This is a genomic window from Bdellovibrio svalbardensis, assembly GCF_029531655.1.
Classification (GTDB): Bacteria; Bdellovibrionota; Bdellovibrionia; order Bdellovibrionales; family Bdellovibrionaceae; genus Bdellovibrio; species Bdellovibrio svalbardensis.
This window is the reverse complement of record NZ_JANRMI010000003.1, coordinates 92,878-107,634: the sequence shown is the minus strand read 5'-3', so window position 1 is coordinate 107,634 and position 14,757 is coordinate 92,878. Positions and strand designations below refer to the sequence as shown.

The following is a 14,757-nucleotide window of genomic DNA, read 5'->3' as shown; positions in this document are numbered from 1 at the left end:
CGGAGTCCATAAAAAGTTTAAGGTGAAACATTCGAAGGAGGCTCTGGAGATTTCTTTCCAGCCTCCTTCATCTTTTGATCGGCCTTCTTCTTGCCCTCTTTGTGCTGCTTTTTGGTTCCCACCAGTGTGGTGTCAGGACGATCAGGCTGTGGCGGTGTCGGTTCTGGAGGAAGCGCCTGGGCCTCGGTGTTTTCAACGGGGGCATTGTTGGCAGTCGTCTCCGCATATATATAGACAGGTAAAAGAAACGCTAAAATTCCGATCAGTTTCATTTAAACCTCCGACCCCTTTAGGATTGATTTTGGGGGTCCTCAAGTCAACCTAGGCTGTTAGAAAAGGGCCCATAAGTTTTTCTTATGTGCGTCATAACAAAATGCGTAATTCCTAAATAGTTTCATATATTTAGAGTCACTTTGACTCTGCACATTTTGGCATCAACGTTGCTTATATGAAACAGTGTAGGCACCGCGGGTTTGGGGGCGAATTTACCGGGGGCTGAAGGGGGGCAGAATGGCTCTTCTGGAAAAAAATTCAGAACGTTAACCGAAAATAGACAGAAACGAGTCAAAGTATGGAGAGAGATCTAATAGTGCTAACAGATCTTGAACTGGTCGAAAAAGTGAAGTCTGGGGATAGACGCTCTTTTTCCGAACTCGTGAAACGACATCAGAGAAGTTTGCTGCGCTTGAGTTTGAGGTTCGTGAAAGACATGGATGTAGCGGAGGATGTAACTCAGGAAGCTTTCATTAAAGCTTACGAGAAACTGAACTCCTTTGAAGGAAGAGCATCCTTCAAAAGCTGGTTGTTCCAAATTGGCGTGAACACGGCACGCAATAAACTGCGTGAGTTTAAGCGTGACACGGTCGACGTGGAAGACGTGCACTTGGCAGTAGCTGCGGAGGCTGAACACACTCTGGTCCACACGGCGGTGGCTGACATACTTCAAAAAGAAGTAGATAAGTTGCCAATGAAACAAAAGACAGCTTTGGTACTTCGTGTGTACGAGGATATGAGCTTCAACGAGATCGCTGAGATTATGGAATGCCCGTATGACACAGCCAAAGCGAACTACCGCCACGCTTTGATGAAACTTCGCACCACTTTTGAGCAGCAAGAAGAGCTCAAAAACTGGACTGAGGAAGTTGGTGGTTTCTTTACTGAGATGAATCATAAATTTGCGGAAGCAGAAGGATAGTTGCATGGACCGTATGGATGATCAAAACGTGCGCTTGGATAAGGTTCGCAAAAAAGTAAAAGCGGTCGATAATTTTGAGATGTCGATGAGCGATGATTTTTTCGATCAGCTTCACGACAAAATCATGGCCAAAGTCGAAGAGGCTGAAATGGCACCAGCTCCAGTATTGATGACGCCGCGAAATCTGCTGCGCTCTCACTGGCGCGGATGGCTTTATCCCGTTGGCGGTTTGATGTCAGTGTTTGTGCTGTCATCTTTACTTTTGACTCAGGTGTCAAAAGTAAACCAATCCATGCAACGTGTAGGTCTTTTGAGTGACGGTCATGAACGCATCGTTGCGGAGGCCTTGTTAGCCCCCGAAGATCTTTCCCAGACTTTAATCAGCACTCAGACTGAATCGGACTTTTTTGTAGACGTAGCTAGCGAATCATTTGAAAATTTATCAGTAGCTAAGTTCAACAAAATTATGGGGGAAAGCGTGCGCTAATCACCCCATAGTCTACTCCAACGAGGTTGGAGTGCAGGCAGGATGATGACGTGCGCTGGATAGTTCTTAAAATAGTTTTGCTTACCACGGTTCTTACAGTTGGCATTCTGCCTCAAACTGTCTTTGCTCAAACATCTGAAAAACGAAATCAATTGGAAGAGCTCTTCATTTGGAAAATGAGTGACGAGCTAAAGCTTTCTCCTGTTGAGGAAAAAAAGTTCACAGAGATTGTGAAAGGCCTCAACAAGAGAAAAGCCGATCTCAATCATTCGTTGCTGGAGTCGGTCGAGAAAATGAGCAAGGCGGCGAATACCAAAAAGCGCGAGGAAGAACTCACGCACTATCGTAAGACGCTGCAATCTTATAATCATGTGAGTGAGGAAGAGTTCGACAAGCTCAAACCTTTGCTGGGGGCAGATCGATTTGTTCAGTATGTCCAGATCAAGCAGGATCTTACGAATCGAATCAAATCTATGTTGGCCAATCCGGATGCACCTCCGGTTAAGTCAGACAAGAAAACTCTTCCGACACCGAAAGTGATTGAAGAAAAATAATCTTAAATATGTGCGATAATCTCTTTGAGTTTACTTGAGGGATCTTTGGCTCCTTCAAGTTCTTTGCACTTTTCGATGAACTTGCTGAAGTCGCGACCTGAAAGCTCATAAAGTTTTTCGAAATCACTCAAGTCTTGCATATAAGTTTTAAATACAAGCAGGCGCGCATTGTTCAGCTTGGCACTGCTGAACTTTTCATAGCCCTTGGTTTGCATTTTAGGCAGGACCTGTTCTTTAAATCTTTTTTGAATGTCAGCCAGGCGCTCGGTGCGCTTTTCCTCGGCGTGATCGTTTGCAGGCAGGTTTTTATACCACTCGCCCAGGTCTTTAAGTTCTTTGGAGATGAATTCTGAAAACAACTTGTCGTCAGCGTTGTCTTTTTTAACTTCTTGGAGTGTTTTGGAGTCGGGGCCTTCAGTTTTCAAGTAGTACATCTCTGCACCCTTGTTGCCCAGGAAGTTGGCCAGGCGTTCGTTGAAGTCCGCTTCGTGCTTAATGTACAAAGTTGCGTGCACAGTTTCATGGATGATTGTGTTGACCAGATCATAATCAGTATAGCGTAGCATCGAGCTTAGGAGTGGATCTTTAAACCATCCCAGTGTGCTGTAAGCGGCAACCCCACGCATATAAGTATCCAAATCTTCCTTTTTTAATTCCACTTCTTCATTTTTGGCATCGTCCTCATTGAAATATCCTTTGTAGGGCATCTTGCCGACAAAAGGATAAGACCACTGGTAGTGCTTAAGCTCCCATTTGTAAGCTGCACTTACGACATAGGTGACGTAGGGACGATCTAATTTGACATAAGAGGTATAGTTCTTGGTGGCTTTCAGATGAAGATCGTTTTCAGCAAAAGCACGCGCTTTTTGCGCGAGTTCCAGTTTCTTTTTTTCTTCCGGTGAAATATTTGGATCTTTAAGTGCTTCATCAATCGGTATGCGACTGTTCAGAAGTTTCATCTGATTGTAAGCTGACGAGAACAAATAGCTGACTTGGCAGCCGGCGAGCAGGGGAAATAATAAAATCAGAAATTTTACAGAACCCAAGTGATACCGGCGCGGAATGCGGAGTCGTCAGTTTGTGTGTCGTTACCTACCGGAGTCTTCCAGGCATCATAGCTGAATTTCAGTCCGAAGCTGTCTGTTAAAGAGACCTTTAAACCCACACCATAGCTGGGTGCCACGGCGTTCTCAGGATCGTTCGAGTAAGTGTCTTGACCTTCGATTTTGATAGTCTGCGTACGTTTGATTTGCGCCATTCCACCTTTGATATACGGTTGGAAAAGTGCCTTCTTGTCTGCCAAGATGAAAATCAAGTCGGCACCCATAATTTGCGATTGCTGTTTTGTGGTACGTTTAGGATCCGCCGTGTAGGCTTTGGATTCCACTATCGCTGTTGCGTCCGTGTAGCTCAGTTCCAGAGCAATGCGCTCCCAGAAGTATAAAGAGATAGAGCCGGTTAAGGATTCAGTTCTATTGTTATTGTTGGCATCATAAGTTTGAGTTTTGTAACCGTAAGAGGCACCAAGCTCGGTGTACATTGCATTTGCTGAAAGTGAAGCCAAACTAAGTGCTGCGACCAAGAACAGAGATAATCTTTTCATATCTGTTTATCCTACCAAGGGAGTGTGGTGAGTAACACGAAATCTGCTGACCTCTGGACTAAAGAGCCAAGACCGATTACAACCAAAGTATGAGTGAAAAACCCTTGAAGTGTGGACTTCCCAAAGATGAAGCTGAATTACGAAAACTTCTCACGCCTGAGCAGTATAAGATCATGGTCGAGAACGGCACCGAGGCCCCATTTAGAAATGCTTATTGGGACAACCACGAAGCTGGAATCTATTTAGATGCCATTTCTGGAGAGCCTTTGTTTTCGAGTGAAGACAAGTTTGATTCCGGTACAGGATGGCCCAGCTTTACTCGCCCGATCACACCAGAAGCGGTTGTCGAACTGCCTGACTATTCTCACGGTATGACTCGCATAGAAGTCCGAGCTAAAAGTTCCAATTCCCATTTAGGTCATATCTTTGATGATGGACCAGGACCAACAGGTCTTCGTTACTGCATAAACTCCGCATCACTAAAATTCGTACCGAAGAAAAAAGAGTAGGGGTACGGACACACTTTTGGTGTCGCAGTCGCGTTAATTAATTGCGATCTACGAGGACGGGCGGACGATAATTCACCGTGAAGGTAAATTTCAGATGGATGTAACCATCGTCTTGAACCATTTCTTGCGGTGGATTCGGAAAAATTCGTGCTTCTTTGAAAGCGTTGACCGCGGCCGCATCGAAAGACTTAATCCCTGATTCTTTCATGATGATGGCTTTTTGAAGAAAGCCTTTCCTATCCAGCAAAAACTCAACCTGAGTGTTCCAGTTTTTGCCGCCGGCGTTGACCGCCGTCATTCTGTCAAAGCTGTCGATAGCCTGTTGCACTCGAGATTCCCAGCGAAATCTTACGAGTTCTTCAATGCGCGCATAGAATGTATAAAATAAATATCTATCCGTATTGAGCGCGGTGAAAGAACCGACTTTCACGTCAGTGGGCAAAGATTCACCAACCATGGAGCGGCCCTCGTTCAGGCGATTCATTTCGTTGAGTTCTTTTGAGATGTCGACAGTTCTGTAGCCGTCTTTATCTTTTTCTTGAGTTTGTTCTTTTTGCGCCTGCTGTTTTTGTTGAGGCTTCTGTTCTTGTTTCTGTGGTGATTTTTGCGAAGACTGGTTGCTGCGATTTTCAGTCATACCGTTATCTGCAGCTTGAGTTTCCTGCTTCACTCTTTGTTTTTGTTCTGAAAGAAAGCGCGCCAAGGTTTCATCTTCGGGGGCTTTCATGCGATCCGGAACCAGCGCTTGGCGAACCACCTGTTGTTCTTTTTTCGTGGCGTTCCTCTGTTCAGTTTTTGGTGGAGGAGCCAAAGAGATTTCAATGACTTCCGGAGGCTTGTTTTCAAAACGCGGTGCCAAGAGAACCACACCCAGCAGAAGCAGGAAGTGGAATATAAAACTGGCAAATATGGCCTCTAAAACACGTTTCATAATCCCATTATGAGACAAACTAGACCTTAGTGCAAGTCGGGTGTGGTTGATTCGACCTCGCTGAAAGTGGCTAAAGTTGGGACAGGATCGTGCCGATAAGAAGAGACATTAATGGGGGAAAAATGGGGAAAGTTCTCGAGTTTAACACGCGCCTAAGATCTGAAAACTCTTTGGAAAAAAACACTAAAGTAGCAGAGGTCTATGATATTACTGAGGCACGTCAAGAAATCCTGAGCAGAGACCGCCGTGAAGTGAAACGAACTATTTTGACAGAGTTCGTGGGTGCTTTTGTGATCCTTCCTGAAAAAGGCCTGATGAAGGTTGCCTTGTATGACATCTCTGAAAATGGTTTGGCTTTTGAATTGGATATGCTTGAAGGCTCTTTCCAGCAAGGTGAAGAAGTAGCAATGCGTGTGTACTTAAATCACACCACTTATTTCCCATTCACGATTCGTGTTTCCAATGGTCGTGTGATTGAAGAAGAAGGCGTTGTTCGTCATGGTGCTAATTTTGTAAAAGGCACGATGAATGATGTTGCGCTCCATCATTTTGTGAAGTTCATTGAGACTGTCAGCGCTAGTCTGAAAACAGATTCAGGCGATGTCGTAGTTTCTCATATCTCTTAATTTCATTTCATAAGCCTTTTCCGTAGACTTTGGTCTTGGGATTTGTTGCAATTTAGTTGTGGTATATTACTGCAACCGGATGTTGCAAATCCCACTTCTTTGGCTTTGCCAGAGAACAGCCAATCAGCACGGAGGGTGTCCTTGAGTAAAGCAAAGCGCAGAAAAATTGTAATTGATACCAATGTGATCCTTTTCGACTCTCAGGCCATCTTGCGTTTCGGAGAAGCTGATGTTCACATCCCTATCTCCGTTATCGAAGAAATTGATAAATTCAAAAGAGACCAAGGTGAAAACGGACGCAATGCGCGTCAGTTCAGCCGCTTCATCGACGTCCTTCGCGCGAAGGGTCCTTTGGCAAGTGGTGTGCAAATCGAAAACTCTGAAACAATGGTTTACATCAACACAGATTTGATGCTTGCCGGAATGCCTTCAGAGTTGGATCACCAAAAAGCAGACAACCGTATTTTGAATACGGCGCTGGCTTTGCAAAAACAACATCCCCGCTACAAAGTGGAATTGATTTCTAAAGACATCAATCTACGTATTAAAGCGGACGTTTACGGTGTGATCGCAAAAGACTACGAAACCAATGATATTAATCGTGATGATCTTTACGAAGGTTATCAAGAGATCATGGTTTCCTCTGAGCAAATCGATCAGTTCTACAAAGAGAAGCGTTTTGCAACCGAAGTGAAACTTTACGGCAATCAGTATGTGATCATGAAAGATCAAGCAAATCCAAATCACTCGGCGATTGGTCGTTACAGCTTGGCGGAAAAAGCCATTGTGCCTTTGAATCAAGCCGCGGATTCAATCTGGGGAATTCATGCTCGCAACGTCGAGCAGGCTTTTGCTTTGGATTGTCTTTTGAATGACGAAATCATGTTTGTTTCTTTGGTGGGTAAAGCGGGTACCGGTAAAACTTTGATGGCAATTGCTGCGGGTCTTCATAAGACTTTGGATCAAGGCCAATTCCAAAGATTGCTCGTTTCGCGTCCAATTTTCCCAATGGGCCGCGACATCGGTTACTTGCCAGGGGATATTGAACAGAAATTGAACCCGTGGATGCAGCCTATCTTCGATAACGTTGAGTTCTTGATGGGTTCAGACAAGAAAGCGGCGGGTCGTGCGCAAGAATTAATCAATCAAGGGATGCTCAATATTGAGCCTTTGACTTACATTCGCGGTCGCAGCATTCCGAAGCAGTACCTGATTGTGGACGAAGCACAAAACTTGACTCCGCACGAGATCAAGACAATTGTTACCCGTGCCGGAAAAGGGACCAAAGTAGTCCTCACCGGTGACGTTTATCAGATCGATAATCCTTATGTGGACTCTGCGAACAGTGGTTTGACTTACGCAGTGGAGAGATTCAAAGGGCATCCAATTGCGGCCCATGTAACTCTCACAAAAGGTGAAAGATCAGAGCTGGCTGAGCTGGCTGCAAATATTCTTTAGGAGTTTTAAGATGGCAGGAAGAAACGTTGACGTTGGATTTACGAACTCGATTACTGTAAAAGTGACTGACAAAATGGTTCAGCAGTTTGCAGAGTTATCTGGCGATTATAATCCAATTCATATGAACGAAGAATTTGCTGCCAAGACTCGCTTTGGACGCCGTATTGCTCACGGTATGATTTCGGGTGCGTTGATTTCTCGCGCACTTGTCGAATGTATTGGTGGCGCCGGCGTTTATTTGGGTCAATCTTTGAAATTCGTGAACCCAGTGTTCATTGACGACACGATCACTGTGACGATCAAGATCACTGCGGTTCGCAAAGAAAAAGGTATCGCAACTGTTGAAACGAATGTGACCAAAGAAAATGGTGACATGGTTGTAAAAGGCGAAGCTGTGATCATGGTCGGCGCCGACATGGAACATGCCTAAACCTATCTTTCAGCTCGTTTATTTAAGTCATGCCGTTGAGGATATTAGCTATACTGATATTCGCGATATCCTCGACGTCTCTCGCGCGCATAACGCCAAAGAAGATATCACTGGTGTTTTGATCTATCGCGAAGGCTACTTCCTTCAGGTCCTAGAAGGAAACAAAGAGTCAGTTTTAAAATTAGTCGCAAAAATTAAAGATGACGATCGCAATTTCAAATTGCGTGTGTTGCTTGAAGCTGACAGTCCCGTGCGATTGTTCGCGGATTGGTCCATGGCCTTTCTGGATGGCGATATCCAGGCAAATTCAACAGTGGATCTCATAGAGCTTTTTGAACTGTGCCTAAAATCCGGCATGAGCGACAAAGTCGTTATCCAAACAATGGTCCGCAAGTTCCGCGCCTCCGCTCCTGAATTTAAATAAGAAAACCACAAGTGAAGTGTTGGCTCCATCTATCTTGGTTACATCACACAGCTTTCTAATCTGTGCCTGCACGGTACTTGTCACAATCACACCGTGTCTCGAGGATTGAGCCTCAATGCTGTGATGGTAATGAGGCATTGTTTCTATCGTGTTCTAATTGATTCGAGCCTAGGTCTTGATTTGATGAAAAATTTGAGCCTGTTTACGGTATGATGTAACATTTATAAAAAAGGAAGGTGTATGAGAGTCGTCATTTTCTTGTTGATCACTGTTTTTATTCAATTCTCATTTGCAGATTTGAAATGCACCCTTGATGGATGTGATTGCAAAGCAGAAGCTTGCAAAGAGTTAGATCCCAACGTTGTTTCAGAGGTCACTACTGTTATGTTGGAGAACTTATCAGACAATGAGTGTATTCAAATGATCAGAGATTTGAAGACAAAATATGGATGTGATGCCCGAATCAGCGACCGCATGGGTGGTTTGGGAATGCTTATGACAGATTGTCTGCTGCATGATTCCGCCAGCAAATGCCCTGAAGGAAAAGGCGAAAAAATAGGCGCATTCTATGTTTGCAAAAGCGATAGTGCCACTTCCGTGGGTTTAAATAATTCAGGGAAAATACCGAGCCCCAAAAAATCCAAAACCCCAAAGGATGAAAAGGGCATTCAATAGCCATTTCTTTTTTAAGAATCAGCTTCAATCAAAACACTAAAAAACGACTACAGAAACTAACGAACCCCGCTGACTTACCAATCAGCGGGGTTTCTACTTTCGGATTCTAAACCTTCACACTCGTAGCGGGTGTAGTCCTGACTCCTTCGCGTATTTGAAATTATTGTGCTGTTAGCAAAGCACCCTTAAGTTTTGAGGACTGTCGGTGTTTGTCACAACCACACCGCGTCTCAGGGGTTGAGCCTCAATTGTCACCGTCAGGTCCAGAAGCTATCGAAGAATCAATTCTGCTATGAAACTAAAGAGAGAGACTGATAGAATGAGAGGATGTCATATTTAGTGATTCTTCTATCATTTCATTTGAGCTGGGCAAGTGGCAGCTCATATTTTTCTAATGCCGATCTAGAGTCTACATTAAGATCTGGTGAAGTCGATAATGTCATGATCTTCACCTGGTCTCCACACATGCCTTTATCTATAAAAGGACTCGACGAAGCTATTCAGTTTACAAAATCCAATAAGATCAAGCTCATCGTAGTTCTCGATCCAAATTGTGATTTCAGCTTAGCTCAAAAGGTAGCATTTAAGCATCAGTGGCCAGATACATATTTAAAAACGATTCAATCAAGCAAGCTCATTGAACGAGGCTTACGTGTACATTATCCCAGCTACCTTTTGATTAAGCACGGAAGTTTTAGCGGTCCAACAACTCCAGGATATAAATCTAAAGAGGAACTTGATCGAATGATAGGAATGTATCTGAAATGATATTAACAGTTATTTTTCTTAGTTTTAGTTCGTTCGCACAAACAAAATATTGCTCTACAGAAGCATCTTTCAGTCATGAAAAGAAGATCTTAGCTCCAGATGGCGTCAGCTATTTTCTAAGACCATCAGGAAAAACAAAAGAAGTCGGTTTTGCTACTCTCTCCGGCAAAAATATGATTATGAATGTTCAAACGGGCCAATCAACAAATGTCGCCGGTATAATTGACCCGGTCCCTTCGCCTGATGGAGTATTACTTGCCGTCCCGGGGGATGTTGTCTATTTGGGAGCAGACGCAACGCCAAAGTCCCCAGAATCAATAAGTGAAGAGCAGCTGGAAAAAATTGAGTACAGGTATACTGGCTCAACTCAAATCGTCGAAAAAAGACGTCCAAACACACTTAATTGGCAGCCAACGACATTGACGCTTTCTGCACTTAAAGCGCAGAAAGCAACATATCTGGCGAGTGGAATGAGCTTTTATACCAAAGATAAGAGTAACCCAAAGGCCTATAATTTGACGGCTTTCGACGCCACCGTAAGTGAAAATTATCAGTCCCTTGGTGTTGTTAAAAACGTCAAAGAAACCCGCTATAGAATGCTCTATGAAGGTTCAAAGAGCATCATGCTTAAAGAGTACACTTGGAATCCATCAAATCAGAAGCTTACTCCATTAGGTGATGCCAAACCAATGTGTAACACTAATACGGGAATCAATAGTGCACTTCCAATGCTCAGCAAAGATGGAACGGAATTTTCGACTTATGATCCTCAAAGCCAAAGCACCAAAGTATACTCTATTGCGACTTGCGCGGTCGTAGCCGAGATCCCATCATTAGTGGGAAAAATTGATTTCAGTCCTAATGGGCGCTTTCTTGCATTTCATGTCGATGGGGGCAATAAAATTGGTACTAACCAGTTTAGACTTCCTAAAGACGATGGGACAAATTTGAGTTTGTTTTTGTACGACCGGAAAAACAAAAAACTTATCCCTCTAAAATCGCAAAAGAGAACTGACTTGTACTACCCAGTTTTTCTTTCAGATGATGAAATCGCATACGTGTCGAAGAACAAAGACAATGAGCAATTCTATATAACCTCGGCGCAGCTTGAATTTTCTAATTTAGATAATTGTGGGGCTGCCCCTAAAGGAAAAAGCGAGACCTCCAAGGGCGTTCAGTAACCCCTAGAAAATTGACTATAGAAACTAACGAACCCCGCTGACTTACCAATCAGCGGGGTTTCTGCTTTCGAATTCTGAACCTTCACACCCGTAGCGGGTGTAGTCCTGACTCCTTCGCGTATTTGAAATTATTGTGCTGTTGGCAAAGCACCTTTAAATTTTGAGGACTGTTGTCGCCGCCAGCCCAAACAGCTATCTTGATTATCTCACACAGCTTTCTAATCTGTGCCTGATCGGTGTTTGTCACAATCACACTGTGTCTAAATGTCTGAGCCTCGATGCTGTGATGGTAGAGAGTTTTCTGTATTTTGATTACGACGTGGATTAAAAATATTTTTTCTGATGAACAACTGAAGAGTCCAATAGGTTCAAAAAATTCTAGACTACCTAGTGGTGAGGTATGTCCATTATGATAGTTCTTAACATTATATCTTAAGGGGATGTTATGAAATTTTTCACGAGTGCAGCAGTCATATTTTTTATATCTCTCAGTTCGTTTGCGGGGATTTCGTTATCCTCAAAGGATAAAGGGCAAGCGAGAAAACCCAGTTCCAAGTTAAATTATGAAAGCGATGGAAGCCTTTACTTCGAAGTTAACAAGGGCGAAGTGCAACCAGTCGTTCTTACTTCGTTTGGTCAGGGGGCAGGAAGTGTGAAGTGTATATACGCAACTGTCATGAAGACTGAATTTAATGACAGTAAGCTTTGCATGTCTTCTGGTAAGCTAGAGTTCAAAAATGGATCATTGATGTTTAATAATTTTCCTTTAACATACGCTTGGTCTATTGGAGCAGAGGGAAATGTTCACGAGAGCTTGGGCTCGCTTAAGCAAAGTGATTTTTCTGAGATGAAAAAGATTTGTGCTGATGTGTTTAACGGGGAAAATTGTTACCTCAAAGTATGGTATAAATCTGGTCAATTCGATAGCTTTCCTAATCCAATGTAACTCCTGATTTTCGTAATAAATATCGGCTTAAAATCTTTATTCATAGCTGAGTGGTCTTTAAGAATTTACTGAATAGCCAGTGGCCGAAAAGCTCTGGCTATTTTTATGCGTAATCCTGACCTGGAGCCAGGCTTGACGAGAGATGTGCTAAAACTCGATCTTTCGAAGGCAACTTATATGTCTAATGGAGTGGATCAAAAATTAGGACAAGCCATTTGCGATTATTTAGCGAATATTTAGAGATTTATAGAACTAGAAAATTGACTATAGAAACTAACGAAACCCGCGGACTTACCAATCAGCGGGTTTTCTACTTTCTGATTCTGAACCTTCACACCCGTAGCGGGTGTAGTCCTGACTCCTTCGCATATTTGAAACTATTGTGCTGTTGGCAAAGCACCTTTAAATTTTGAGGACTGTTGTCGCCGCCAGCCCAGACAGGTTGGATGTGATCAATCTGCAAGAAGCGAGTGCTGCCGCAGATTTTCTTTGTCAGGGGATCTTGATACTCACAGCATTTTCCCTGTCCCAAAATGGATTTTCGAAGATTGGGGCGGATGGTTTTTCTAATGTAAGAGCGATCCTCTTTAGGGGGACTGCAGAAAGATTTTTGCACCTCTTTACGTTTAGTTTGGGTTCGTCGTTCAACTTCTTTCTGAGCAAGATAACTCAATACCGCAGACCACTTCTTATCTGGAACACTATGCGCGATCATATCTTGGACTTGCTCTAACAAGGCCATTTGTTCCTTTGTAAATGTGATGGTCAAAGTCACGGATTCATTACGATGAATTTTTTCGCGCTCCTCTGAAAATATAGGCAGCGACAGCTCTTGTGCCAGAATCAGTTCCGTTTGGTTTTGCGTGGTATATTCAATCTTTTTTAGAAGATCTCGTTTTTCTGCAGCATCCATCTTGCGATCCTCGGTCTTTTGAACAGTACGAATCGCTTGTTGAACTTTTGAAAGCTGCGAAAGGTTCAAGGCTCCGGCTTCTATTTTCTGGGACATTTCTGGAACATCTCGAAGAAGTCGAGCGGATTCAATTCTGCGAACAGCCGATGAGGGGCTATAACCAAATTCGTTTACCAAGAATTCATAAAGGCTGGGGTAGGCTCTTTCCAGATATATTTTCCGCGTATCAATTTCGGCAATGCACTCAAGAACCAAATGAGTGATCTTTCTTTCGGTTTGGACAAGTTTTCCAAATCGAGTCATGAGTTCTGAGTTTGAAAACAATTTGATATCCATGATCTACCTCCGCTACGGGTGTGCCGTTTCTTTTTAAGGGTATAGCATGGGTTTTAAATATGGATTTTAGGACAAATCTCGAGGAGATCTGCCATTGATTTGGAGAAGCAGAATAGCTAATAGGAGGTCACTAACAGGCCATTGGAATGAAGCTGATGATTAAGAATAGCCGGTCCAGCTGTGATTCTTTGCGATGCATGGAACGAATCCTATAAATTGAAAAACCACGTCAAATGAAATTTCATTAAAGTTAATTTTTAATTTAACTTTTTTGGAAAGTTTATTTCCTTCAATAGAATTTTTTGCCAATGAAGTAGGGATGCAGAGACATAAAAAAAGCCCGGGATTTTCCCAGGCTTTTCTTTCGATAGCTCGCGAAGTAAGTCGATGTGAAGACAGCCCTACTTCAGAATCATACGTTTTAAGAAAACGCCCCAGCCTGAATTTTTTTGAAACTTCAGACCTTCGTAGCGTTGAGCGTGTTCACTGTAGTCGTCATTATCGACGGGCAGCCAAACTGAAACACCCCAGGTGTTGTTATCTTGAGTTTGGTCATTGGTGATAACGAAGTTGTTTTGAGCAGCACGAAGCTTCGCGAAGGAAGCAGCCGTGATGCCATTTTTTTCCAATTGAAATAGGAAATCCAAAGAATCCCGGTAGTCCCAGACTGAAAAGTACTTGGTGTCTGAAGCCGCTTTGTTTGCTTTTACAAGATCAGCAGGGCTCAAACGGCTTAAATCTTGGCCCACTTGTTTGAAAGCTTGCTCGTAGTTGGAAATTTGTGACAGGTCATAAACAGACATCGTCACAGGTTTTTTGCCATAAATTCCACCATCGTAGGCGGCCATGAATTCTTTCGAAAGAAGAACTGCGACTTGCTTTGCGCTGAGGGATTCCACTTGCGAAGACCATTTGGTTAAGAACGTGCTGTACGGCCATCCTTCGCCGGGCTCAATATCTTGAGAGCCGATGTAATACTGAACATCCTCTTGCATTTCAGAAGCAATTTCCACCATCCCCATCGAGCAGGCATCGGACGCATAGATATCCACTTTGTGGCCGATGATTTTGGCAGACTCATTCATGGCTAGTGCCAGTTGTTCGGTGGTAATGAAATTTCCAGTGCGGTCATCCTGCGAGATATCCTGGATATGTGCACCCTTGTTGTTGGCCTTTACAATATGCCAGCCGCTGCCATGATCCCAAACCACAATGAAGTAATGTTTTGCTGGATAATTTTGTTGTGACCACTCTACAAAACGAACGAGTTCTTTCCAGTCGCCCATGTCGGCGCCGCCCAGGTTTTGCACGATAGGCGAGGTGACATTGGCTTTATCGTTGTCTTTTTTAACCAGAAGTCTTGTGACGTTGGGATTTGTATAAGAACCCCACTGCACCAGAATATTCATTTTTTCTGAAGACCCAACTTCTTCCATTTGATTGATATTCAGAGGGCCGTAACTATCCAGATTGTTAACGCCATTGATGAAGACCAGGAAGTTCCATTCCTTCACAGGTTCAGCGGCATGCGAGTAGGACGTGCTGAGAAGCAAAAGAAGACATACAAAAACGTGCGACAACAGCTGATTCATTTTTACTCCATGACACGGAATTTTGTGTCAGATGCTAGGTTATCTCCATTCTGGAGCTAGACTAGGGAGGGAGCTCATAACTAGACTATGGTCGTGCAAGGACATCATAAAAAAAGCCCGGGGTTTTAT

General features: G+C 43.4%; 18 protein-coding genes. 12 read left to right on the top strand and 6 right to left on the bottom strand.

What is annotated here, in order from left to right; all coding sequences use genetic code 11:
• Positions 1–17: 17 nt before the first annotated feature.
• Complete coding sequence (locus NWE73_RS10620) at positions 18–272, bottom strand: hypothetical protein (RefSeq protein ID WP_277578299.1); 255 nt, start codon at positions 270–272, stop codon at positions 18–20.
• Between the two features lie 317 nt (positions 273–589).
• Here NWE73_RS10620 and NWE73_RS10615 point away from each other — a divergent pair, with 317 nt between their 5' ends.
• The 3 genes from NWE73_RS10615 to NWE73_RS10605 are packed head-to-tail and all read left to right on the top strand — an operon-like array spanning position 590 to position 2,236.
• On the top strand, positions 590–1,195 hold the full coding sequence (locus NWE73_RS10615; RefSeq protein WP_277578298.1) for an RNA polymerase sigma factor: 606 nt from the start codon (positions 590–592) through the stop codon (positions 1,193–1,195).
• Between the two features lie 4 nt (positions 1,196–1,199).
• Complete coding sequence (locus tag NWE73_RS10610; RefSeq protein ID WP_277578297.1) at positions 1,200–1,682, top strand: hypothetical protein; 483 nt, start codon at positions 1,200–1,202, stop codon at positions 1,680–1,682.
• A 50-nt stretch (positions 1,683–1,732) separates the two neighbouring features.
• On the top strand, positions 1,733–2,236 hold the full coding sequence (locus tag NWE73_RS10605; protein ID WP_277578296.1) for a hypothetical protein: 504 nt from the start codon (positions 1,733–1,735) through the stop codon (positions 2,234–2,236).
• A gap of 2 nt (positions 2,237–2,238) precedes the next feature.
• On the opposite strand, the gene NWE73_RS10600 is transcribed toward NWE73_RS10605, so the two are convergent.
• Both NWE73_RS10600 and NWE73_RS10595 read right to left on the bottom strand, forming a co-directional pair.
• The gene (locus tag NWE73_RS10600; RefSeq protein ID WP_277578295.1) at positions 2,239–3,219 is read right to left on the bottom strand and encodes an aminopeptidase; all 981 of its coding nucleotides are present in this window, start codon (positions 3,217–3,219) and stop codon (positions 2,239–2,241) included.
• Positions 3,220–3,269: 50 nt separating this feature from the next.
• On the bottom strand, positions 3,270–3,839 hold the full coding sequence (locus NWE73_RS10595) for an outer membrane protein (RefSeq protein ID WP_277578294.1): 570 nt from the start codon (positions 3,837–3,839) through the stop codon (positions 3,270–3,272).
• Between the two features lie 89 nt (positions 3,840–3,928).
• Between NWE73_RS10595 and msrB the strand changes: the two genes are divergently transcribed.
• The gene (gene msrB / locus NWE73_RS10590) at positions 3,929–4,348 is read left to right on the top strand and encodes a peptide-methionine (R)-S-oxide reductase MsrB (RefSeq protein WP_277578293.1); all 420 of its coding nucleotides are present in this window, start codon (positions 3,929–3,931) and stop codon (positions 4,346–4,348) included.
• A gap of 37 nt (positions 4,349–4,385) precedes the next feature.
• Here the strand turns inward: msrB and NWE73_RS10585 are convergent, their stop codons facing one another.
• Entirely contained in the window at positions 4,386–5,279 is an 894-nt protein-coding gene (locus NWE73_RS10585) for a TonB family protein (RefSeq protein WP_277578292.1), read from the bottom strand.
• 122 nt (positions 5,280–5,401) lie between these two features.
• Here NWE73_RS10585 and NWE73_RS10580 point away from each other — a divergent pair, with 122 nt between their 5' ends.
• From NWE73_RS10580 to NWE73_RS10545, 8 genes are all read left to right on the top strand, one after another.
• Positions 5,402–5,905, top strand: coding sequence for a PilZ domain-containing protein (locus NWE73_RS10580; protein WP_277578291.1), 504 nt, complete (start codon positions 5,402–5,404; stop codon positions 5,903–5,905).
• 141 nt (positions 5,906–6,046) lie between these two features.
• Positions 6,047–7,363, top strand: coding sequence for a PhoH family protein (locus tag NWE73_RS10575; protein ID WP_277578290.1), 1,317 nt, complete (start codon positions 6,047–6,049; stop codon positions 7,361–7,363).
• A 10-nt stretch (positions 7,364–7,373) separates the two neighbouring features.
• Complete coding sequence (locus tag NWE73_RS10570) at positions 7,374–7,793, top strand: MaoC family dehydratase (RefSeq protein WP_277578289.1); 420 nt, start codon at positions 7,374–7,376, stop codon at positions 7,791–7,793.
• Positions 7,786–8,217, top strand: a complete 432-nt coding sequence (locus NWE73_RS10565) for a BLUF domain-containing protein (RefSeq protein ID WP_277578288.1) — start codon at positions 7,786–7,788, stop codon at positions 8,215–8,217. The genes NWE73_RS10570 and NWE73_RS10565 overlap by 8 nt, the downstream gene beginning before the upstream one ends.
• A gap of 240 nt (positions 8,218–8,457) precedes the next feature.
• The gene (locus tag NWE73_RS10560) at positions 8,458–8,892 is read left to right on the top strand and encodes a hypothetical protein (RefSeq protein ID WP_277578287.1); all 435 of its coding nucleotides are present in this window, start codon (positions 8,458–8,460) and stop codon (positions 8,890–8,892) included.
• 327 nt (positions 8,893–9,219) lie between these two features.
• The gene (locus NWE73_RS10555; RefSeq protein ID WP_277578286.1) at positions 9,220–9,660 is read left to right on the top strand and encodes a hypothetical protein; all 441 of its coding nucleotides are present in this window, start codon (positions 9,220–9,222) and stop codon (positions 9,658–9,660) included.
• Positions 9,657–10,841 (top strand): hypothetical protein, encoded by a 1,185-nt coding sequence (locus tag NWE73_RS10550; protein ID WP_277578285.1) that lies wholly within the window; start codon positions 9,657–9,659, stop codon positions 10,839–10,841. Before NWE73_RS10555 ends, NWE73_RS10550 begins: the two co-directional genes overlap by 4 nt.
• Positions 10,842–11,286: 445 nt before the next feature.
• Positions 11,287–11,787 (top strand): hypothetical protein, encoded by a 501-nt coding sequence (locus NWE73_RS10545; RefSeq protein ID WP_277578284.1) that lies wholly within the window; start codon positions 11,287–11,289, stop codon positions 11,785–11,787.
• A gap of 331 nt (positions 11,788–12,118) precedes the next feature.
• Here NWE73_RS10545 and NWE73_RS10540 read toward each other — a convergent pair whose 3' ends face one another.
• Positions 12,119–13,036, bottom strand: coding sequence for an HNH endonuclease (locus NWE73_RS10540; protein ID WP_277578283.1), 918 nt, complete (start codon positions 13,034–13,036; stop codon positions 12,119–12,121).
• Between the two features lie 401 nt (positions 13,037–13,437).
• Positions 13,438–14,628: a clostripain-related cysteine peptidase gene (locus tag NWE73_RS10535; protein WP_277578282.1), complete on the bottom strand. Its 1,191-nt coding sequence runs from the start codon at positions 14,626–14,628 to the stop codon at positions 13,438–13,440.
• Between the last annotated feature and the right edge of the window lie 129 nt (positions 14,629–14,757).

Coding starts and splice junctions, on each gene's coding strand:
- NWE73_RS10545 (WP_277578284.1), top strand. CDS start 11,287: ATGAAATTTTTCACGAGTGCAGCAGTCATATTTTTTATATCTCTCAGT.
- NWE73_RS10540 (WP_277578283.1), bottom strand. CDS start 13,036: ATGGATATCAAATTGTTTTCAAACTCAGAACTCATGACTCGATTTGGA.
- NWE73_RS10565 (WP_277578288.1), top strand. CDS start 7,786: ATGCCTAAACCTATCTTTCAGCTCGTTTATTTAAGTCATGCCGTTGAG.
- NWE73_RS10560 (WP_277578287.1), top strand. CDS start 8,458: ATGAGAGTCGTCATTTTCTTGTTGATCACTGTTTTTATTCAATTCTCA.
- NWE73_RS10595 (WP_277578294.1), bottom strand. CDS start 3,839: ATGAAAAGATTATCTCTGTTCTTGGTCGCAGCACTTAGTTTGGCTTCA.
- NWE73_RS10620 (WP_277578299.1), bottom strand. CDS start 272: ATGAAACTGATCGGAATTTTAGCGTTTCTTTTACCTGTCTATATATAT.
- NWE73_RS10585 (WP_277578292.1), bottom strand. CDS start 5,279: ATGAAACGTGTTTTAGAGGCCATATTTGCCAGTTTTATATTCCACTTC.
- NWE73_RS10580 (WP_277578291.1), top strand. CDS start 5,402: ATGGGGAAAGTTCTCGAGTTTAACACGCGCCTAAGATCTGAAAACTCT.
- NWE73_RS10550 (WP_277578285.1), top strand. CDS start 9,657: ATGATATTAACAGTTATTTTTCTTAGTTTTAGTTCGTTCGCACAAACA.
- msrB (WP_277578293.1), top strand. CDS start 3,929: ATGAGTGAAAAACCCTTGAAGTGTGGACTTCCCAAAGATGAAGCTGAA.
- NWE73_RS10535 (WP_277578282.1), bottom strand. CDS start 14,628: ATGAATCAGCTGTTGTCGCACGTTTTTGTATGTCTTCTTTTGCTTCTC.
- NWE73_RS10555 (WP_277578286.1), top strand. CDS start 9,220: ATGTCATATTTAGTGATTCTTCTATCATTTCATTTGAGCTGGGCAAGT.
- NWE73_RS10610 (WP_277578297.1), top strand. CDS start 1,200: ATGGACCGTATGGATGATCAAAACGTGCGCTTGGATAAGGTTCGCAAA.
- NWE73_RS10570 (WP_277578289.1), top strand. CDS start 7,374: ATGGCAGGAAGAAACGTTGACGTTGGATTTACGAACTCGATTACTGTA.